Genomic DNA, 19,449 nt, shown 5'->3' on the forward strand with positions numbered 1-19,449 from the left:
TGCCATCATAGGAAGCGGCGGCGGCGGCGGATAGTGGACCGAATGCCCTGTTCGCGAAAGGATGCGCGCACCGGCATGACGGCGGACCTTGCTCCCCGTGTCGCCACCACCTAAATCAACGCCATGGCGCATGCGCATCAACATCAGGAACCCGAAGGCGCCGATCTGGCCGTCGCCGCGAAAGCCACGCTGGAACGCGCGGGCGAACAATGGACGTCGATGCGCGCCAGCGTGTTCGAGGCACTGGCCGGGTTCGAAAAGCCCGCCAGCGCCTATGACATCGCCGATGCCATGTCGAAGGCGCAGGGGCGGCGGGTCGCCGCGAACAGCGTCTATCGCATCCTCGACCTGTTCGTCGGCGCCAATCTCGCCCGCCGGGTGGAAAGCGCCAACGCCTATGTCGCCAACGCGCATCCCGACTGCCTGCACGACTGCATCTTCCTGGTGTGCGACAAATGCGGACAGACGATGCATATCGACGACGATCACCTGACCGGCGCGGTGCGCGATGCGGCGCGCGGCGCGGGGTTCCGCCCCGAGCGTCCGGTGATCGAGGTGCGCGGTCGCTGCGCGGACTGCGCCAAGGACTGATCCGGCCCGCTGCTCAGCGCAGCATCAGCCAGCCCAGCCCGGTCAGCAGCGCCAGCGCGTAGAGCCCGCCCTGCGTGCGCATCAGATAGGCCGCCCCCAGCACCCCCGCCGCCGCCAGCGCGCAGGTGGTCGCCGGGCGCGTGCCGATCCGCTCCAGGATCAGGACCCCGCCGACCAGATTGGCACCGGCATGGACCGCGATCCACAGATAGGATGGAAGCACGCCGATCGACCCCAGCAGCGGCATCTTGATGGTGGCATAGCCGCGCATCGTCGTGGGAAACAGGTCGGCCGCCAGGTGGAATCCGATCCCGAAACCCAGCCCCGCCGCCACCGGCCATGTCCGGGGATCGAGCATCGCGATATAGAGCGGCAGCACGCTGTGCACCACCGCGCTGCGATGCTGGAGCCGCAACGGGCTGTCGAGATCGGGAAAGGTCGTGCCCGATGCCGTCGCCAGCGCGACCGTCGCGACCATGGTCCAGGGCCCGCCTCCCCCGGCGAACGCGAGAATTACCGCCAGGAGAAGAAACAGGGAGGCTGCCATCCGTGGCGGCTACCTATTTGTACCCCTTTTGTCCAGCGTGTCGAATCGGCCGCGACTCGGCGGATTACAGCCATTTTCCCATGCGGATCAGCGGCACCGTGACCCCCTCGACCGGCGCGGATCGGACGGGCGCGATCACCTCATAGCCGCAGGCGCGGTAGAGCGGTTCGCCGGCCAGCGTCGCCATCATCTCCACCGAGCGGAAGCCCGCCGCCCGCGCGGCCTCCTCGCACCGCGCCAGGATCGCCCGACCCAGGCCCCGACGAACGAAATCGGGATCGGTGTACATCGCGCGGATACGCGCGGGCTGGGTCGCCGGATCGAGCAGCGCGGCGTCGCGCAGGCCCAGGCTGTGGTCGCCGCCATAAAGCGTCGCGCGGCGGCTCCATCCGCCACATCCCGCTAACCGCCCCTCGCATTCGGCCAGCAGATAGGTGCCGTCGGCGACCAATTGCGTGTCGAGCCCCATGACCGAGCGGCTGGCGCGAATTTCGGCCGGGGAAAGAAATCCGTGCTGAAGCGTTGCGATGGCGCGGTCCATGAGGACCGCAATGGGTTCGAGGTCCTTTGGTTCGGCCCAGCGAAAGGTAAACATGTCCCGTTTCTGGCGCGATGACCGCAGACGTCCATCAAGATCCGGCCGACGGATGCAATCGACACCACCGATTTGCTGCGATAAGCCGGTGTGATGGCAGATATTCCTCAGACCCCGTTGCTTGACACGGTCCACACTCCCGACGATCTGCGTCGACTGGCTCCCGAACAGTTGCGACAACTCGCCGACGAGCTGCGAACCGAGACGATTTCGGCGGTGGGCACGACCGGCGGCCATCTCGGCTCGGGGCTGGGCGTGGTCGAGCTGACGGTCGCGCTCCATTATGTGTTCGACACGCCCGCCGACCGGCTGGTGTGGGACGTCGGGCACCAATGCTATCCGCACAAGATCCTGACCGGGCGGCGCGAGCGTATCCGCACCATCCGCCAGGGCGGTGGCCTGTCGGGTTTCACCAAGCGGACCGAGAGCGAATATGATCCGTTCGGTGCGGCGCACAGCTCGACCTCGATCTCGGCGGCGCTGGGCTTTGCGGTGGCGAACAAGCTGGCGGGCACGCCGGGCAAGGGCATTGCGGTGATCGGCGACGGCGCGATGTCGGCGGGCATGGCCTATGAGGCGATGAACAATGCCGAGCAGGCGGGCAATCGCCTGATCGTCATCCTGAACGACAACGACATGTCGATCGCGCCGCCGGTCGGCGGCCTGTCGGCCTATCTGTCGCGCATGGTGTCGAGCCGAGAGTTCCTGGGCGTGCGCGACGTGCTCAAGAAGCTCGCCAAGCGCTTCCCGCGTCCCATCCAGAAGGCGGCGCGCAAGACCGACGAATTCGCGCGCGGCATGACCATGGGCGGCACGTTGTTCGAGGAGCTGGGCTTCTACTATGTCGGCCCGATCGACGGTCACAATCTCGACCATCTGATCCCGGTGCTGGAGAATGTCCGCGACGCTGAGGAAGGCCCGATCCTGATCCATGTCGTCACCAAGAAGGGCAAGGGCTATGCCCCGGCCGAGGCGGCGGCGGACAAATATCACGGCGTCCAGAAGTTCGACGTCATCACCGGCGCCCAGGCCAAGGCGCCGCCGGGACCGCCCGCCTATCAGAATGTCTTCGGCGAGGCGCTGGCCCGCGAGGCGGCAATCGATCCGACCATCTGCGCGATCACCGCGGCCATGCCGTCGGGCACCGGGCTGGACAAGTTCGCCGTCACCTATCCCGACCGCTTCTTCGATGTCGGCATCGCCGAACAGCATGCGGTGACCTTCGCGGCGGGACTGGCGGCGCAGGGGATGCGGCCCTTCTGCGCCATCTATTCGACCTTCCTCCAGCGCGCCTATGACCAGGTGGTCCACGACGTCGCGATCCAGAACCTGCCGGTCCGCTTCGCGATCGACCGGGCCGGACTGGTCGGGGCGGACGGGGCGACCCATGCGGGCTCGTTCGACGTCACCTATCTCGCCAGCCTGCCCAACATGGTCGTGATGGCTGCCGCCGACGAGGCGGAGCTGGTCCATATGGTCCATACCTGCGTCCATCACGACAGCGGCCCGATCGCGGTCCGCTATCCGCGCGGCAACGGCGTCGGCGTGGCGCTGCCCGAGACGCCGCAGCTGCTGGAGATCGGCAAGGGCCGCGTCGTGCGCGAGGGCAAGAAGGTCGCGATCCTCTCGCTCGGCACCCGCCTGGCCGAGGCGATGCGCGCCGCCGACACGCTGGAGGCCAAGGGGCTGTCGACTTCGGTCGCCGACCTGCGCTTCGCCAAGCCGCTCGACGAGGCGCTGATCCGCCGGATGTTGACCACGCATGAGGTGGCGGTGACGATCGAAGAGAATGCGATCGGCGGCCTGGGCGCGCATGTCTTGACCATGGCATCGGACGAGGGGCTGATCGACGGCGGGCTGAAGCTGCGCACCATGCGCCTGCCCGATATCTTCCAGGATCAGGACAAGCCCGAGGTGCAATATGCGCAGGCCAGGCTCGACGCCGATGCGATCGTCGAGACGGTGTTGAAAGCGCTGCGCCACAACAGCACCCATGTCACCGAAGGCGCGCGGGCGTGATCCGGGGATGGACCGCCGTCATCGTCTTCACGACGCTGGCGGTGGTCATGATGGTGGGCGTGAATGTCCGCATGTGGCGGCGGATGAAAGCCGCCACGGCGGCGGCGAAGGCGGATGCCGAGCGGGAAGGGGAAGGCGATAGGGTTGATCGGGGCGAACCCGCTTCGACCTGACCCGAACCTTCGTTTGGCCTGATCCAAATCGCAGGCCGAGGACATTTCCCAAATGCAACCGTTCCCCGGCGAAGGCCGGGGCCCAGCTTCCACGTCATCGCGGTGGCGCGGGAAATTGGCGTGGGAGGCTATGCGACCGATTGGCATTGCCTCCCACTCGCCGTCTCTATTTCCTCTCGGCTTCACCGAAACTGGGCCCCGGCCTTCGCCGGGGTACCCCGAGTGGTGAGGGATTCCCTTGGCCTTCGACTTCGCTCAGGCTGAACGGTGCGCGGGAGCGAGTGGCCAGCGTTCCTTGTTCCGTTCACGCTGAGCGCAGTCGAAGCGCACGTCCCGCCACCCGCCGTCAGGACCGCCCCAGATAATGCGCTTGCGCCGCGTCGGTCGCGTTCACCGCCAGCACCGCGCGCGCCTCAGAGGGGGGTAAGGGGCCCGAGGGCGTCGGCCGGTCCATGCCGCTCGCCGCGATCACCCGGCCGAGCAGTTCCTGCCCTTCCTGCCACCAACCCAGGCCGCTGGCGGCATTGATATGCCCCTGATGCCCGGCATCGACGAAGTGGCTGCCCCAGTCGACCGCCAGGCTGTGCGCCCGCTCGATCGAGATCCAGGGATCGTCCTGGCTGGCGACCAGGATCGAGGGGAAGGGGAGCGGGGTACGCGGGCTGGGTGCGAAGCCCTTCAGGCTGTCGGGCGCGTCCGGCCGGTCGACATCGGCGGGCGCTACCAGCAGCGCGCCGGCGACCGGCCAGCCATAGGGTTGCGGCGACAATTCCGCCCACCACGCCACCGCCAGACAGCCCAGCGAATGCGCCGCCAGGATCACCGGCGCCTGCGCCTGCCGGATCGCCTCGTCCAGCCGAGTCACCCAGGCGTTGCGATGCGGGGTCGACCACATGCCCAGCTCGACCCGGATCGTGTCGGGCCGCGCCTCTTCCCACAAACTCTGCCAGTGCGATCGGCCCGACCCACCCAGGCCGGGGACGGTGAGGACGGTCGGCTTGCGCGCCTCATAGGATGCGAACGAACCCATATGGCATCTCCTTGGCTCAGGGCCGGGTTGCCGGTGGAGCGATGGGCATCGATCCCACGAGTCCCGATCCTTGGCATCAACATATTCCTATCAATCTAATAGGCAATAGGCTTTCCGCCGGACGGATCGCGGCTTGCGACGGACGGAGGCGCGGGATAGGGGCGCTTATGGCCAAGCAGCGTGTCGACCAGATGCTCGTGGATCGCGGACTCGTGGAATCGCGTTCGCGCGCCCAGGCGATGATCATGGCGGGGCTGGTCTTTTCGGGCGAAACGAAGATCGCCAAGCCGGGCCAGCAACTGCCCGAGGATGCCGCGCTCGACGTGCGTGGGCGCGATCACCCCTGGGTCTCGCGCGGCGGCATCAAGCTGGCACACGGTCTCGACCATTTCGGCTGGGACGTGGGCGGCGTGGTGGCGATCGATGTCGGCTCCTCGACCGGCGGCTTTACCGACGTCCTGCTGCAAAAGGGCGCGGCAAAGGTCTATGCGGTGGACAGCGGCACCAACCAGCTCGCCTGGTCGCTGCGCCAGGACCCGCGCGTCATCGTCCATGAACAGACCAGCGCGCGCATCCTGACCGACGCGCACATCCCCGAGCCGGTCGACATGATCGTTTGCGACGCCAGCTTCATCGGCCTGGCCAAGGTGCTGGAGCGCCCGCTGAGCTTTGCCGGGCCCGAGGCGCGGCTGCTCGCGCTGATCAAGCCGCAGTTCGAGGCGGGGCGCGACGAGGTCGGCAAGGGCGGTGTGGTCCGCGATCCCGCGGTGCACCAGCGGGTGTGCGAGGCGGTCGTCGCCTGGCTGACCGGCATCGGCTGGCACGTCGTCGGCGTGACGCCCAGTCCGATCACCGGGCCGGAGGGGAATATCGAGTTTCTGGTCGCCGCATCCCGAAATTGAACGGTGCTGTGACGCATTCGCGGCAGCTTTTCGTTTACTGTTGTGTGGCACTGCGGCAGACCGACCGCCATCATGGGAAGAGAGGCACGCTTGGGCACGATCGCATCAAAGGAACAGTTGCGGATGTCGTTCCTGCGCTGGGCCATCGTGATCGTGCCGCTGATCCTGCTGCTGGGCTTCGCCTCGGGCCGCGCGGTCCCCTCGGGTAGCGAGAATCCCTGGTATCAGGCGCTGACCAAGCCCGAACTCAACCCGCCCGGCTGGGTCTTTCCGGTCGCCTGGACGACGCTCTACATCATGATCGGGCTGGCGCTGGCGATGATCGTCCATGCGCGCGGCGCGCGGGGGCGGGGCGTGGCGATCGGCCTGTTCGTCGTCCAGTTCGCGCTGAACCTCGCCTGGACGCCGCTGTTCTTCGGCGCGCATCTGGTCGATGTCGCATTGTTCGTGATCGTCGCGATCCTGGCCGTCTCGATCGCCACGACCTTCGCCTTTGCCCGTATCCGGCGCGGCGCGGCGTGGCTGATGCTGCCCTATCTGATATGGCTTTCGTTCGCGGGCGTGCTCAACTGGCGGATCGGTCAGCTCAATCCGAATGCGGAAAGCCTTGTGCCGCGCGCCCAGACGTCCCAAATGCTGTGAAACGATTTTTGGGAATTTGATCATGCAGGCCGACAACAAGCTGTTCGACGATTTCGCCAAGGTGATGAACGGCCTGGCCGGCACCGTGGCGGGCATGGGGCGTGAGGCGGAGGCCAGCGCCCGTTCGCGCGCGCGCGAATGGATCGGCGGGCTCGACTTCGTGAGCCGCGAGGAGTTCGAGGTCGCCAAGGCGATGGCCGTCGCCGCGCGGGACGAGGCCGATGCGCTGAAGGCGCGGCTCGACGCGCTGGAAGCCCGGCTGGCGAGCGCGCCCGTGACCGGGGCGGAATCCTGATCCCGACGGATACCATCGGTTCGCTGCCTGTCCCCAGCGGGCGGGCAGCTATCCACAGTTTTCGTGGGGTCGCTGCTTGCGGCGGGGCCGGACAGGGTGCACCCTGTCACGGTCTGGTTTTGTTCGCAGGAAGCCACGATGCTTGAATCGCACGATCACGAAACCGAGGAATCGGCGCCCATCGACATGCTGGAGGCGTATTTCGCCGCGCATGGGTGGGAGCATGAGCGCCATGACGAAGAGATCGTCGCGACGGTCAAGGGCAGCTGGGCCAGCTATGAGTTGCGCGCGCTGTGGCGCGATGACGACAGCGTGCTGCAATTCCTGGCCTTTCCGGATATCAAGGTGACCGAGGATCGCCGCGCCAGCATCTATGAGGCGCTGGCGCTGGTCAACGAACAGCTGTGGATCGGCCATTTCGAGCTTTGGTCGAACAGCGGCATCCTGCTCTACCGCCACGCGGCGATGGTCGATGGCGGGGACGAGGGCACCATCTCTCTGTCCGCCACCGAATTGCTGGTCGAATCGGCCATCGAGGAATGCGAGCGTTTCTATCCCGTGTTCCAGTTCGTCCTCTGGGGCGGCAAGACCCCGCGCGAGGCCCTGGCCGCCGCTCTTATCGAGACGCATGGCGAAGCCTGAGGAGCTGGGACGTGAGCGGTTTTCCCGACGGGCCGATCTGGCTGATCGGTTGCGGCAACATGGCGGGCGCGATGCTCCGTCGCTGGCTCTCCGAGGGGCTGGATCCCGCCCAGGTCACGGTGATTACACGAAGCGGAACGCGCGCGCCCGGGGGCGTCCGTTCGCTGACCGCGCTGCCGACCGACGAGCGACCGGCGACCCTGATGCTGGGGTTCAAGCCGCAGCAGCTTGACGATATTGCGCCGACCCTGTCGCATCTGCGCCCCCGGCTCCTCCTCTCGATCCTGGCCGGGGTCGAGGAACGGGCGCTGGCCGAGCGCATTCCGGCGGACGCGGTCGTCCGGATGATGCCCAATCTGCCGGTGGCGATCGGGCAGGGGGTCACGGCGCTCTTTACCCGCTCGAACGATCCGGCCGTCCGCACGGCGGCCGAGGCGCTCGCCCGGCCGCTCGGCCTGGCACCATGGATCGAGGATGAGGGGCAGTTCGACGCGGTCACCGCGCTGGCCGGATGTGGCCCGGCCTTCGTGTTCCGCTTCATCGATTCCATCGCGCAGGCGGGCGTGGCGCTCGGGCTCGATCCCGATCTCGCCCGGCAACTGGCGCTGGCGACGGTCGATGGGGCAGGGGCCATGGCGATCGGTGCCGATGCGTCACCCGCCGTCCTCGCCGATCGGGTCGCCAGTCCCGGCGGCTCGACCCGCGAAGGGCTCAATGTGCTCGATGCCGGGGATGCGCTCCAGCGGCTGATGGCCGACACGCTCGCGGCGTCGGAACGGCGCAATCGGGAAATGGCGGCGGCGGCGCGGCGCTGATCTGGGGTTCTCGCGAAGGCGCGAAGCCTCGCTCGCAACACCTTCGCGCGAACCGGAATCAACCGTCGTTGGAACGCAGTTCCTCGATCCGGGCGCGCTCATTCTCGGGGATGAACCCCTCCAGCACCGTCCAGAACCCGGTCACCGCCTGCTGCCCCGCGCGGGCATAGGCCTTGGCCAGCTTTTCGCGCAGCGCGTCGAACAGCTCGGCCTCCATCGCCGCACCCGCCGGGGTCAGCCGCAGCAACCTTTGCCGCCGGTCGCGGTCGCCGGGCCGCGTCTCCACCAGGTCGCGGCTTGCCAGTTCGTTGAGCACGCGCCCCAGCGATTGCTTGGTGATGGCCAGGAGCGACAACAGCTCGCTGACCGTCATGTCGGGCCGCCGCGCCATGAAATAGAGCGCGCGGTGATGCGCGCGCCCCAGCCCTTGCGCGGCCAGGCCACGATCGATGGATCGCACGAGGTGGCTATTGCCGAAATACAGCAATTCCATACCCCTGCGGAGTTCGGGTTCACGAAGAAACTGTGCCGATGCGGACTGGTTCGAGGCAGCCATGTTGACCCGTCTACTCACAGCGCCTAGGCCACGGCAACCCAAAACAGAGAGTTGATCATGGAAGCGCATCAATCCCTTACGTTTCGGTTCGATCCTAGCCAGACCCCGGTCGAGGCGAGCGAGCGGACGGCGCGTTTGGTCGATCCCGGCTTCGGGCGCGTTTTCACCGATCACATGGCCCTGATCCGCTATAGCGACGACAAGGGCTGGCACGACGCGCAGATTACCGCGCGCGTGCCGCTCCAGGTCGATCCGGCCGCCTCGGTCCTGCATTATGCGCAGGAGATCTTCGAGGGGATGAAGGCCTATCGCTTGGCCGATGGCGGCACCGCGCTGTTCCGGCCCGAGGCCAATGCCCGCCGCTTCCAGGATTCGGCGCGGCGCATGGCGATGCCCGAACTGCCCGAGGAGCTGTTCCTGGAATCGGTTGAACGATTGGTCGAGGTGGAGCGCAACTGGATTCCCGAACAGGACGGCGGTGCGCTCTATCTTCGCCCCTTCATGTTCGCCAGCGAGGTCTTCCTGGGCGTGAAGCCCTCGTCCGAATATCTCTACATGGTCATCGCCTCGTCGGTGGGCGCCTATTTCAAGGGCGGCGCGCCCGCCGTGTCGATCTGGGTCAGCCAGGGCTATACCCGCGCGGCTCCCGGCGGCACGGGCGCGGCCAAGTGCGGCGGCAACTATGCCGCCAGCCTGCTCGCCCAGAAGGAAGCGATCGCCAACGGGTGTGACCAGGTCGTCTTCCTCGACGCGGTCGAGCGTCGCTGGGTCGAGGAGCTGGGCGGCATGAACGTCTTTTTCGTGTTCGACGACGGCTCGCTGGTCACGCCGCCGCTGACCGGCACGATCCTGCCCGGCATCACCCGCGATTCGATCCTGACCATCGCGCGCGCGCAGGGCCTGACGGTGCGCGAGGAGCCCTATGCCATCGACCAGTGGCGTGCCGACGCCGCCAGCGGTCGCCTGGTCGAGGCGTTCGCCTGCGGCACCGCCGCCGTCGTCACTCCGATCGGTAGCGTTGCGGAGCCCGCAGGCCGCTTCACCATCGGCAGCGGCGGTCCCGGCCAGCTGACCACCCGCCTGCGCGACCAGCTGGTATCGATCCAGCGCGGCCAGGCCCCCGATCCGCACGGCTGGATGCGCCGCCTGGGCTGACGATTTTCCCCGCATTAGGGGCTTTTCAAGAGCGGCGCGCCCGGTATAAGGCGCGCCTCTCCACTGGGGCGTCGCCAAGCGGTAAGGCAACGGTTTTTGGTACCGTCATACGCAGGTTCGAATCCTGCCGCCCCAGCCAGCAGAATCACTCGATTCGGCTGTAAAGTGAATACCTTGAGCGCGGTCCTACAAAATTCGGATGTGGACGAATGCGGCCTGAAATGGCCTCATGCGGACGCGTATTGTGCCCGATTTGTGCCCGCGTTTTTGTGTCGCTTCGCAGCCCGTGAGGGATTCGAAACGTGGCATCGAGACAGCCTTTCACTCCGGCCAGCCTGGATAATCTGAAGTCCGGCTCGCTCACCGATCCGCAGACGCCTGGCCTCGTCATCGAGGTCGGTGCCCGCGGTAAGAAGACCTGGAAGTATCGCCGTCGCCTTCCGGATCAGGATGTGACGGTGAAGATGACGCTGGGCAGCTATCCTGCGTACCGGATCGGCGATGCCCGCGAATGGGCGCGGCAACTCAATAATAACGTCGAAACCGGCGTCGACCCGCGTGAGGCGCTTCGCGAGGCGGCGGCACGGGCGGAGATGACCGTCGCCCGTGCGCACGCCCTCTACATGACGGCCGCGCGGGAAGGGCGCGCCTCGCGGGCCAAGCGCCTGAACAAGCCGCGCACGATCAAGGACAAGCAGGACATCTACGATCGCGATATCGCACCCATATTGGGTGCGAAGATCATCTACGAAGTGACCGAGAAAGACCTGATCAAACTGGTCTCGAAGAAGGGCGAAACCGCCAAGGTCCGGGCGAACCGGCTGGCCGCCGAACTGAAGGTGTTCTTCGGCTGGGCGGCGGGCTTGCGTGGATTGGTCGTCGGCCTGGAAAACGACCCGTCCCGGCGGCTGGGAGATTTGAAGTTCGTTGAAACACGTCGAACGCGTAAGCTCGACCTCGATGAGATCCGCTGGTTCCTACAGGCCGTAGCGCTGGAGAAACGCGATTTCCGGCGTGGCCTGATCCTATCCCTTCTGACCGCGACGAGGATCAACGAACTGGTCAAGGCTCGTAGCTCCGAGATCGAGAATGGCGTGTGGACGATCCCCGCCGCCCGATCCAAGAACTCGACGGCGCATGCCATCGCCCTGGGGCCCTGGGGGCAGCAACTATTCGCGAGTAATCACGAGTGGGTCTTTCCCGCCGAAAGGGTGGAAGGGCCGCGTACCACCGGCTGGTACAAGGCCAGGGATCGCGTGCTGGCCCGAATGGAGAAGATCGCCGACAGGTCCATTGAACGCTTTTGCCCGCACGATTTTCGACGAACGGCGCGGAGCAACACCAAGAGGCTGAAGATCGACTTCGAGACGGCCGAAGCGATGCTGAACCACCTGAAGGTTGGAATGGAACGGATTTATGATGGATATGAACTCGAAGAGGAGAAGGCAGCCTGGTTTCTCAAGTGGGAGCGTGAGATCATCCAGTTAGCTGAGAAGGCGGGGGTTGCAGCTGAACTCGAAGTCCCGGTTCAGCCGAAGCGAGCCATAAAGGCACCTTCCAGGCGACGCCGTTGTACGTGACGATCGTTGGCCGCTTGAAGCAGTCCGATCGAGCGGGATGCCTAAAGGTCACCTCCGAGTAACCGCTATTGGGTCGTCGCTACCGCGGCAGGTTTCGACCAGAGTCGGTCGTTCAGCCCCCACACGCTCAGCGTCCGGTTGTGCCGAAACTTGCCGTTGGCTTGAGACCGGTTATCTCGGTCGCAACCGCTGACAAAGGAGACATTGCCAACCCGAAGCTGCTCGTTGAAATCCGCCATTCGTTTCTCCGGTTATCGCGGCATTGCAATCGACCGGCTTTGGGATATTCCGGTCCTTCAAGCCGGATGCCCTGACCGACAGCTTGTGGACTAAAGGCCGTCATAAGTGACCTGCCGCTTGAGACAGCCGATCAGCCTTTCGCAATAGCGAGCGCCGGCTGTGAGCGGGGCCTCCTCGATCGACGTCCTATCTTGGCCGCATGCCAGGCGTCCGCGAACCTCGCCGCCGGCTACATGGCGTTGCCGATAGCCGATCGTCCCGTGAGGCATGCCGCGACATCCGTCTGCACCACATTGTAGAAAGCGAACGTCGCGAACAGCGCACCTATGACAGCCACCAATGCAATGATCGCGAGAACGATGCGGTGCCAGCACACCCGCCAACCGAGCGATTTAAAGACGTCGTCGAACTGTTCTGAAATAGCGGCATAATCGCTCTTCAGCTTGGCTTTCTGGCGCGAAATCTCTGTCGAGAGCACGCTTAGGGTGAGCCATTGGTTGATCACCCCGAACATGAGTAGTCCGACGAAGATCCAAGCGCCGGCCAGCACGGCAACGTCCGTCCAGAGGTCCAAGCTACAGGCCTTGGCGACCTTCAGTTGTGACGCAACGATCACGCTCGCCACGGGCAAGCCGAGCAGTTGAGCCTGTATGTCCACGATCGTCTTATGGATCTTGGTGGCAAAATCGATCCGAGCATCTTCCAGCTGACTGCGGATCTTAGCGTAGGAGAAGCTCGAGGCGAACAGGCGATAGCCGTCCTGCACGGCCTTGAGGACCGCGTTGAGATTGGCGACCAGATAGGAAAAGCGGAGCTTATGCGGATGCGCATGCGCTATGTCCATGAGCGCCCCGCCAAGAATCTCGAGCTTTTGTTCCCGGTGTTCGTCTCGGTCGAAGAGATCAAGCAGGGCGTTAGCATTGTCGATGGCCATCATCGTCAACTCGTGCACGCCGTACGTCACGGGCACGACGAACTTGCCGTCCTTGACGAACACGAGTTCGGCACGCGTCTCGTCAAAGTAGGATGCCGCCTCGCCAAACAAGGTCACCAGCTTGAGCATCGTCCGATAGCGCACGATAAGATCCGGAACGGGTGCGTCCCCTCGGGCGAAGTCGACATCTTTGACGTAGTAGGCCTGCGGCTCTGCGATGCAGACCCTGGGTCCCTTTAGTAGATCATCCGTCGTGCGAGCGAACAGGCCGAGGCCGACGCGCGGAGCATCGATGCGCACAAGCACGTCGGCCCCGGGCGCAACCTCGTTCCGCTCCGATCGCAGCACTAGGCCAGTCTCCGCGCCTTCCTCGGGGTCGCCGTCAATCCTAAGAAGCAGTTGCGCCATCACAGCGTCGCCCACGACGACGTGGCCGTCCCGTCCGGGTCCATCGAATACCGTAGCGCGATAGACCGGAATGAGATCGCCGAAGCTAAGCCTCGGCATCGAGACCGAACTCTTGGTGCAGGCGGGCCACAAGCTGCTCAGGCAGATTGCGGATCACGAGCGTCTCATCATCCTCGTTGAAGGTGATCGACTCACTGGTGATGGCATTGCGGTCAAACTCAATCGTCCAATCATCGGTTCGCGCCTTGAACCGCACCAGCGTAGTCAACACGGACACGTTCGGCACGAAACCGTCGGTCAGGTTCCGCTCCGGATCGTTGAGACGCTCGAGCAAATCATCCGGAGCGTCTGGCACGAGTTCGTTGGCCAGTGCCGTGAAGTCGAGTTCGGTTCGAGTGCGAGCCGACCGTTCGCAGATCGACCGTGCCCGACGCATAAAGTCCTCGCGCCCCTCCCCGGTTAGACCCCGGCTGTCGGCAAAATCACGGAAGATATCGACGAGGCCTTGCGTGTCGGCCTTTTCGAGAACCGTCTCCTCGCAGCCGAGCACCTCCTTGAAATACTCGGCCACGTTGCCGCGCCCCTTCAGGAAGCCGATATAGCGCGCCTCGCCTGCTTGCCATCCTGAGATGCCGATCCGACCGGCGAAGCGGAAGCCTTCCATGTCGATGTGCGGTGCTTCGTGCATGTCAAGATCCTGGGTCAGACGGGCGCCCCACTTCTCGTTGACGATGGCGACGAGCAGGAACTGGCGACCCTCGGTCTCGAAGTGAGCGAACAGGACATGTCCCCCGCCGGCATTCGGTCGGGTCCTCGCCCGCACGTCCAGCGTCGTCATCATGTCGCCGGTTAGCGCGGCGAACGCCTCCGCCGTCGTGCCCTCGTCAATGTATGTTTGAATGAAGGTCTGCGTCGGAAACTGTACGACGTCGGCGGCGAAGCGCCCATGAGCTTTAGAACTGCGTCGGCGATAAAGTTCATGCAAATCGTCGACGACCTTCTGCGTAAGACCACTGACCGGAAGCGGCGCCCCTCGAAGCCGGACTTCGAACCCGCCGTCGATCCTGCGATGTTCATGAACCGTAAGATTGATGATGTCGTTCGCCAAGAGCATATCTCCAAAGTCAGCGGCGTATTCTGCCAGAGCACCGCAGACGTAGTCTAGCCTGTTCCATTTCTGTTTCTTTTCCGCAAATCAGGCCGGTGATCGCCAGCAAGCGCCGCCTCGTTGCAGCCGGCCAGCGTTTAATCATTATCGTTTGCCCTGAAATCCTCGTCCGTACATCAATGAAGCCTTGACCCCTATAAAGTTCCATGTTTGTTCGCATTTGAAGTGCATCCTCGAACCCGGGGCGAAACTTATGACGAGAGCTATCCTGATCCCTGTACACGACATGCTTGACACCCTGCTCTTTTCTTGGGAGCCCAAGAGAAGGTGGTGGGGAGAGGGCATTTTTTTGATGCAGAGAGCGCTCGAGCTTTTGAGAGTACGATCCGTAGTCTGTTTTCGGTTTCCGCGAAGGCGGTCTGTCGTATGATCAATATCGCCTTCGAGACGCTTATAGACGATTCATTATCGAATATCACGAATGTCACCCAGCTGAAGGCGCTGTTGAACAAGCGTGTCTTGAGCTTAGTGAATGACTTCGAAGATGGGAAATGGCTCAGCAGTCGATTCCAAAGTTATCTTTGGGACAATATCGCTCAAACTGCCCTTTCTGAGCGGGAGCGATTGGCGCTGGTTGATCAGAGCCATTCGGCCTTGGTAGCTGCGGCTCGGAACCTCAGGCTTACTGACAAGGATGAGGTCGGCCAGGGAAGTGAAATCGCTGAAGTTTTTCTCTATGGAATCATGAAAAACCACTACAAGGCGCTGCCAGTTGTACCCAAGATATTTTATAAACAGAATGTACAGGATAATGCCAAGGGTGCCGATAGCGTTCATATCGTGGTCAGCAAAGATAGCGAAGACTTCACTCTGTGGTTCGGCGAAGCGAAATTTTATAATTCCATCGCCGATGCGCGCTTGGACGCGGTGGTAAATTCGGTTTACGCAAGTCTAGACACTGGCAAGCTGAAAAAAGAAAACGCAATCATCACCAACGTGTCTGACCTTGACCAGTTGGTTCTGGCTCCGGCGCTAAGATCAAAAATCAAGGCAGCCTTGAGCAGCCAAGTTTCAATCGATCATCTAAAGCCGAAGATTCACGTTCCGATCCTCATTATTCATCAGTGCGCCGAGACGGCGAAATGTGCTGAGCTTTCCCAAGAATATCGTAAGGCAATCTCTGCTCATCACAAAGAAAGAGCCGAGGCCTATTTCTCGAAGCAGATTTCCGGATCGTCCAAGGTCCATAAATATGGCGACATTCAATTCCACCTGATCCTCTTCCCGGTTCCGGATAAGAAGGCGATTGTCGACACCTTCTTGGGAGCAGTCTCTTTCTACAAGGGGGCGAAGTGATGGAGGTGTTTGCTGCATGCTCCGAGGTCAATGACCTCATCGAAGGCGGCAACGACCTAGCTGCGCGAAATATACTGATAAGGCTGTTGGGTGATCTAGACCGCAGCAAAACGCCATATCCTCAGGTCTTGAATCAGTTGGTTCGAGCAGCGGGGCTTTTCCCGTATCTGCAGCTTGAGAATGCGTCGTGGGATCAGAAATTCGTCCATGAGGCGTTCGCTGTGGATGTCGGTAACCGAACCGCCACATTGCATCGAGAGCAGGCCACCGTTTTGTCGAAGCTTCTCAGCGGCAAAAGTATCGCCGTGAGCGCACCGACGAGCTTCGGAAAGAGCTTCATCATAGACGCGTTTATCGCTTCGAAGCGACCGGACACGGTGGTGATCATTGTGCCCACTATCGCCTTGATGGATGAAACTCGCCGCCGCCTGTACAAGAAGTTTTCGCGCGATTACGGCATTATCACTGCGCCTGACGCACCTCTAGAAACTCGGAATATTTTGATCTTTCCGCAAGAGCGAGCGTTCGGTTACATTAAGAAGCTTAAGAAAATCGATCTTTTGGTCATTGATGAGTTCTACAAGGCAAGTATTGCCCACGATAAGGAGCGGGCTCCGTCACTCATCAAGGCAATTGTCCAGCTATCTCGCCGGGCTGAGCAGCGTTACTATCTGGCTCCGAACATCAAAAGACTGGCTGATAACGTCTTCACGCGCGACATGGAGTTTCTAGAACTTCTCGATTTCAACACCGTATTCCTCGAAAAACATGAGGTTTACAAGGAGATTGGCGGAGACGCGAAAAAGAAATCTGAAGCGCTTCTGTCGATCATATCTCCGCGAAACGAGAAATCTCTCGTCTATGCCGGAACATATGCCGAGATAAAGAGGATAGCTGATCTCGTTGTGGCTCGAATGAGCAAAGTCGACCGAGTTCATACAAACCATTTCGCTAGGTGGCTTCGCGAGAATTATCAAGAGAACTGGGTACTAGCCGACCTCGTGGAGCGCGGCGTTGGCGTGCACAACGGGCGGATGCACAGGTGCCTCAGCCAGATTCAAGTCGTGCTTTTCGAGCATGAGAAAGGCTTCGACAGCATCGTTTCGACGTCTTCAATCATTGAGGGCGTGAACACATCCGCGCAAAACGTCGTCATATGGAAAAGTAAGTTAGGACAGAACAACCTTAAGGATTTCACATACAAAAACATAATCGGCCGAGGTGGCCGCATGTTCAAGCATTTTGTAGGCCATATATATCTTTTGGACTCACCGCCAAAAGATGAAGATATGCAGCTTCAGATCGAGTTCCCTGACACTGTCCTTGGCGGTCTAGATGAAACCCAAGATCGTGAAAGTTTGAATGAACGCCAGATCGAGAGAATTATCGAGTATAAGCGGCAAATGTCGGATATTGTTGGGGTCGAAAACGTCGCACGAATCAAAAGAGATAACCTACTGCAAGACAGCGACGCGGATTTTTTGCTTCGGATTGCTGGTGATATGAAAGACAATCCTGAAGATTGGAAGGGTTTCGGCTATCTGAACTCGAGCAATCCTTCTGACTGGGAGCGAATGCTCTACAAAGTAATCACTCTTAAGCCTTCCGGATGGGATGCCCCGTACAGCCGGGTGGTGGGGGTGGTTAAAGCGCTAGCGGCGAACTGGACGACCGACATACCGAGGATGTTGCGGCAGCTCTCTGGCAACGGAATTGATATCGAGGACTTTTTTCAGTTGGAGAGGACGATTACGTTCAAGCTCTCGGCACTTCTGAGCGACATTAATGAGCTTCATAAGATGATTGTCAACTCATCTGTCGATATTGGCGGTTTCATTGGTAAGGTTAGTCACGCATTTCTGCCACCAGCAGTGCACAACTTGGAAGAATACGGCCTTCCGCGAATGATCTCGCGCAAGCTGCACATGGCACGCTATATAGATTTTTCACAGGCGGACCTTGATCTCCGGAACGCGTTGAACCTTTTCCGCCGCAACGGTCTCGAAGCTGCTCTCGGGATCGAAACCTTGACGGCGTTTGACCGCTACATTCTTCGGTTTTTCTTCCACGGTATCACGCCCGACGAGGTCGCTTCGGCACCGGCGTAGTTCTGCAGCTTCTTTCTGCGTGGCGTACGTGGGTCGAAGAGAATCATTGCCTTGCCGCATCCGAACGTCTGCTGTTGCCTAATCGGCACCAATAGCGGCCTTTCGGAAACGTCCAACATCGTGGTCATTCCCAACGTCGATGGCCAACTTCGGCTTTCGGCAATACCTGCCGTTGAATCGTTGGGGTACGGTCGGCAGGTATGTCCCAATAGGCCCTTTATGCATTCCAGAAGCCGCTCTTTCGTCCGTGGCGAGCCTTGAGACCAACCATATAGCTTTGATGGTCGGCGTGCTCGCCGTAGTCATAGATCTTGCTGTCGAGATGGGTGCACGTCTGCAAATGGCGGGCGGCATGGGGGTATCGCTTGTATCGGGCCTTATCGAGCGAGAAATCGATCATTGCTCGCAGAATCAGCGTCGCGGCCAAGGGATGACGTTGTTCCATCGCCTCCGCGGCTGAGCCCAGAAGCCAGTAATGGTCGCCGTTCAGTTCGGCATGGCGGGCGAGGATCATCCGGGCCGCGTCATCGATCGCGGGCCATTCCACCAGGAACGACAGCGCCTGATGGAAATCGGGAAACCGGGATGCATAGGCAAGGGCTTTCGACTCCGCCTCAATGTCGTCGAAGTCCGGCAGCCGCTTGATGAAGGCTTTCAGATATTCCTTGTTGAGGTTCCGCTCGAACGTCTGCCACCGTTCGTGCTGCGCATCGCCGATCCTGCCCGACGCTTCCAGCGCATCGATCCGCACCCTCTGCCATTCGGGCCAGTGGCCACCCACACCCATCCCGACCTCGGCGCGCATCAACGCTGCCAGCGCATCCTCGGGTCGGCCGGACGCCAGAAGCCGTTCGGCAATTCTTGCCGCGATCGCTGGATTGGCCTGGTCCGCCTCCGAGTGGAGAGCGGCATAGCCATCGACATCTCCCATTGCGTCGGCAATGTCGGCAAGCGCGCTATGGACAAGGCGAGCCTGATGCCGCGCGGCATAGTCGTCCTTGAACATCGCGCCGCGCGGGCCGATGGCAACGACCTTGCGACTGTCGTTGTCGGAAATGGCTGGCGGTCTTGCCGCAAGCTCTTCGAATTTCGCCTTCAGCATGGTCAGGCCGTCCGTCCCGAGGGCCTCCGCCATCAGCGGGATCAGACCATCGAACTGGCCATAATCATTGGCGCAGAGCGCTTCGTGAATGCGGTCGGCCAAGCGAACCGGGTCGAGCCGGGCCTGTGGGGCGATGTCGCCGATATCTTCCAGGGCTTGGCTGAAGACGCTACCGACCGTTCCATTGCTGTCGTCGCATCGGTCGTAGATGGCTGGCGCCATGTCGATCAGGCGCCAGAGGAGTTCGAACGCCTCTCCCGGATGCGCTGGCGCGACATGGGTCATGATGGCTGATCGCTGCGTATCGAGGTCCTGCGCCAACGGACGAACCTTGTTCCAGTCGAGGAAGGATTTCGATCGGGCGATCGACGCGAGGCGCTTGCGGATTTCCGCGGCAACATCGGTGCCGCCCGTCTGGCTCGCCAGTTCGAGCCGCAGACGCCGCTTCATGGCGGCATCTCCCTGCGCCAGTTCCAGAAGCAACTCGGCCAGCCTGGCGGCTCCCAGTGCCGAGAGGTTCGTCGCATTCAGCGTCTTCGGTGAAGCCATCATCCGATTTTGTGAAAGCCTATGCCCCGGTCAATCATGAATGCAGTTTTGCGGCTTGCGTACTGCACGCCTTATCCCAGCGACCGTCGGCGACCAATCGAA

The 19,449-nt window shown here is 62.1% G+C and carries 19 protein-coding genes and 1 tRNA gene; 13 read left to right on the forward strand and 7 right to left on the reverse strand.

The window, feature by feature from the left end; translation table 11 throughout:
* Window positions 1-123 precede the first annotated feature (123 nt).
* A complete protein-coding gene (locus ABIC44_RS03075; RefSeq protein WP_307098104.1) occupies window positions 124-591 on the forward strand; it encodes a Fur family transcriptional regulator in 468 nt (155 codons plus the stop codon).
* 13 nt (window positions 592-604) lie between these two features.
* Here ABIC44_RS03075 and ABIC44_RS03080 read toward each other — a convergent pair whose 3' ends face one another.
* On the reverse strand, window positions 605-1,138 hold the full coding sequence (locus tag ABIC44_RS03080; protein ID WP_309703297.1) for a hypothetical protein: 534 nt from the start codon (window positions 1,136-1,138) through the stop codon (window positions 605-607).
* A gap of 64 nt (window positions 1,139-1,202) precedes the next feature.
* A complete protein-coding gene (locus ABIC44_RS03085) occupies window positions 1,203-1,679 on the reverse strand; it encodes a GNAT family N-acetyltransferase (RefSeq protein WP_354293548.1) in 477 nt (158 codons plus the stop codon).
* A gap of 147 nt (window positions 1,680-1,826) precedes the next feature.
* Between ABIC44_RS03085 and dxs the strand changes: the two genes are divergently transcribed.
* The gene (gene dxs / locus ABIC44_RS03090; protein WP_354293549.1) at window positions 1,827-3,752 is read left to right on the forward strand and encodes a 1-deoxy-D-xylulose-5-phosphate synthase; all 1,926 of its coding nucleotides are present in this window, start codon (window positions 1,827-1,829) and stop codon (window positions 3,750-3,752) included.
* Entirely contained in the window at window positions 3,749-3,925 is a 177-nt protein-coding gene (locus tag ABIC44_RS03095; protein WP_354293551.1) for a hypothetical protein, read from the forward strand. The genes dxs and ABIC44_RS03095 overlap by 4 nt, the downstream gene beginning before the upstream one ends.
* A gap of 346 nt (window positions 3,926-4,271) precedes the next feature.
* Here ABIC44_RS03095 and ABIC44_RS03100 read toward each other — a convergent pair whose 3' ends face one another.
* Window positions 4,272-4,955: an RBBP9/YdeN family alpha/beta hydrolase gene (locus ABIC44_RS03100; protein WP_307098115.1), complete on the reverse strand. Its 684-nt coding sequence runs from the start codon at window positions 4,953-4,955 to the stop codon at window positions 4,272-4,274.
* Between the two features lie 167 nt (window positions 4,956-5,122).
* On the opposite strand from ABIC44_RS03100, the gene ABIC44_RS03105 reads away from it, so the two are divergent.
* The 5 genes from ABIC44_RS03105 (at window position 5,123) to proC (ending at window position 8,251) form a co-directional block, all read left to right on the forward strand.
* Complete coding sequence (locus ABIC44_RS03105; RefSeq protein ID WP_354293552.1) at window positions 5,123-5,857, forward strand: TlyA family RNA methyltransferase; 735 nt, start codon at window positions 5,123-5,125, stop codon at window positions 5,855-5,857.
* A 123-nt stretch (window positions 5,858-5,980) separates the two neighbouring features.
* On the forward strand, window positions 5,981-6,499 hold the full coding sequence (locus ABIC44_RS03110; protein WP_354293554.1) for a TspO/MBR family protein: 519 nt from the start codon (window positions 5,981-5,983) through the stop codon (window positions 6,497-6,499).
* 22 nt (window positions 6,500-6,521) lie between these two features.
* A complete protein-coding gene (locus ABIC44_RS03115) occupies window positions 6,522-6,794 on the forward strand; it encodes an accessory factor UbiK family protein (protein WP_307098121.1) in 273 nt (90 codons plus the stop codon).
* Window positions 6,795-6,932: 138 nt separating this feature from the next.
* Window positions 6,933-7,436 carry a type III secretion system chaperone family protein gene (locus tag ABIC44_RS03120; protein WP_354293556.1) on the forward strand — a complete coding sequence of 168 codons (504 nt, stop codon included), beginning with the start codon at window positions 6,933-6,935 and terminating at the stop codon, window positions 7,434-7,436.
* An 11-nt stretch (window positions 7,437-7,447) separates the two neighbouring features.
* Complete coding sequence (proC, locus tag ABIC44_RS03125; RefSeq protein ID WP_354293557.1) at window positions 7,448-8,251, forward strand: pyrroline-5-carboxylate reductase; 804 nt, start codon at window positions 7,448-7,450, stop codon at window positions 8,249-8,251.
* A 58-nt stretch (window positions 8,252-8,309) separates the two neighbouring features.
* Here the strand turns inward: proC and ABIC44_RS03130 are convergent, their stop codons facing one another.
* Entirely contained in the window at window positions 8,310-8,807 is a 498-nt protein-coding gene (locus ABIC44_RS03130) for a MarR family transcriptional regulator (RefSeq protein ID WP_307099192.1), read from the reverse strand.
* 57 nt (window positions 8,808-8,864) lie between these two features.
* Here ABIC44_RS03130 and ABIC44_RS03135 point away from each other — a divergent pair, with 57 nt between their 5' ends.
* The 3 genes from ABIC44_RS03135 (at window position 8,865) to ABIC44_RS03145 (ending at window position 11,542) form a co-directional block, all read left to right on the forward strand.
* Window positions 8,865-9,962: a branched-chain amino acid aminotransferase gene (locus ABIC44_RS03135; protein WP_354293558.1), complete on the forward strand. Its 1,098-nt coding sequence runs from the start codon at window positions 8,865-8,867 to the stop codon at window positions 9,960-9,962.
* 64 nt (window positions 9,963-10,026) lie between these two features.
* A tRNA-Gln gene (locus tag ABIC44_RS03140) sits at window positions 10,027-10,101 on the forward strand.
* 163 nt (window positions 10,102-10,264) lie between these two features.
* Entirely contained in the window at window positions 10,265-11,542 is a 1,278-nt protein-coding gene (locus tag ABIC44_RS03145; protein ID WP_354293560.1) for a tyrosine-type recombinase/integrase, read from the forward strand.
* A gap of 469 nt (window positions 11,543-12,011) precedes the next feature.
* Here ABIC44_RS03145 and ABIC44_RS03150 read toward each other — a convergent pair whose 3' ends face one another.
* Window positions 12,012-13,223 carry a hypothetical protein gene (locus ABIC44_RS03150; RefSeq protein WP_261270555.1) on the reverse strand — a complete coding sequence of 404 codons (1,212 nt, stop codon included), beginning with the start codon at window positions 13,221-13,223 and terminating at the stop codon, window positions 12,012-12,014.
* Window positions 13,210-14,232 (reverse strand): nucleoid-associated protein, encoded by a 1,023-nt coding sequence (locus tag ABIC44_RS03155; RefSeq protein ID WP_261270554.1) that lies wholly within the window; start codon window positions 14,230-14,232, stop codon window positions 13,210-13,212. The genes ABIC44_RS03150 and ABIC44_RS03155 overlap by 14 nt, the downstream gene beginning before the upstream one ends.
* Window positions 14,233-14,658: 426 nt before the next feature.
* On the opposite strand from ABIC44_RS03155, the gene ABIC44_RS03160 reads away from it, so the two are divergent.
* A complete protein-coding gene (locus ABIC44_RS03160; protein WP_261270553.1) occupies window positions 14,659-15,588 on the forward strand; it encodes a HamA C-terminal domain-containing protein in 930 nt (309 codons plus the stop codon).
* Window positions 15,588-17,696: a DEAD/DEAH box helicase gene (locus ABIC44_RS03165; RefSeq protein ID WP_354293698.1), complete on the forward strand. Its 2,109-nt coding sequence runs from the start codon at window positions 15,588-15,590 to the stop codon at window positions 17,694-17,696. Before ABIC44_RS03160 ends, ABIC44_RS03165 begins: the two co-directional genes overlap by 1 nt.
* Window positions 17,697-17,913: 217 nt before the next feature.
* Here ABIC44_RS03165 and ABIC44_RS03170 read toward each other — a convergent pair whose 3' ends face one another.
* Window positions 17,914-19,350 (reverse strand): DUF6880 family protein, encoded by a 1,437-nt coding sequence (locus ABIC44_RS03170; protein WP_354293563.1) that lies wholly within the window; start codon window positions 19,348-19,350, stop codon window positions 17,914-17,916.
* Between the last annotated feature and the right edge of the window lie 99 nt (window positions 19,351-19,449).

Origin of the sequence: Sphingomonas sp. 1185, assembly GCF_040544655.1 — a bacterium.
Taxonomy (GTDB): Bacteria; Pseudomonadota; Alphaproteobacteria; order Sphingomonadales; family Sphingomonadaceae; genus Sphingomonas.

Bases quoted from the DNA above. Each gene is read 5' to 3' on its own strand.
- ABIC44_RS03075 (WP_307098104.1), top strand. From the start codon at position 124: ATGGCGCATGCGCATCAACATCAGGAACCCGAAGGCGCCGATCTGGCC.
- ABIC44_RS03080 (WP_309703297.1), bottom strand. From the start codon at position 1,138: ATGGCAGCCTCCCTGTTTCTTCTCCTGGCGGTAATTCTCGCGTTCGCC.
- ABIC44_RS03085 (WP_354293548.1), bottom strand. From the start codon at position 1,679: ATGGACCGCGCCATCGCAACGCTTCAGCACGGATTTCTTTCCCCGGCC.
- dxs (WP_354293549.1), top strand. From the start codon at position 1,827: ATGGCAGATATTCCTCAGACCCCGTTGCTTGACACGGTCCACACTCCC.
- ABIC44_RS03100 (WP_307098115.1), bottom strand. From the start codon at position 4,955: ATGGGTTCGTTCGCATCCTATGAGGCGCGCAAGCCGACCGTCCTCACC.
- ABIC44_RS03105 (WP_354293552.1), top strand. From the start codon at position 5,123: ATGGCCAAGCAGCGTGTCGACCAGATGCTCGTGGATCGCGGACTCGTG.
- ABIC44_RS03110 (WP_354293554.1), top strand. From the start codon at position 5,981: ATGTCGTTCCTGCGCTGGGCCATCGTGATCGTGCCGCTGATCCTGCTG.
- ABIC44_RS03115 (WP_307098121.1), top strand. From the start codon at position 6,522: ATGCAGGCCGACAACAAGCTGTTCGACGATTTCGCCAAGGTGATGAAC.
- ABIC44_RS03120 (WP_354293556.1), top strand. From the start codon at position 6,933: ATGCTTGAATCGCACGATCACGAAACCGAGGAATCGGCGCCCATCGAC.
- ABIC44_RS03130 (WP_307099192.1), bottom strand. From the start codon at position 8,807: ATGGCTGCCTCGAACCAGTCCGCATCGGCACAGTTTCTTCGTGAACCC.
- ABIC44_RS03135 (WP_354293558.1), top strand. From the start codon at position 8,865: ATGGAAGCGCATCAATCCCTTACGTTTCGGTTCGATCCTAGCCAGACC.
- ABIC44_RS03150 (WP_261270555.1), bottom strand. From the start codon at position 13,223: ATGCCGAGGCTTAGCTTCGGCGATCTCATTCCGGTCTATCGCGCTACG.
- ABIC44_RS03160 (WP_261270553.1), top strand. From the start codon at position 14,659: ATGATCAATATCGCCTTCGAGACGCTTATAGACGATTCATTATCGAAT.
- ABIC44_RS03165 (WP_354293698.1), top strand. From the start codon at position 15,588: ATGGAGGTGTTTGCTGCATGCTCCGAGGTCAATGACCTCATCGAAGGC.
- ABIC44_RS03170 (WP_354293563.1), bottom strand. From the start codon at position 19,350: ATGATGGCTTCACCGAAGACGCTGAATGCGACGAACCTCTCGGCACTG.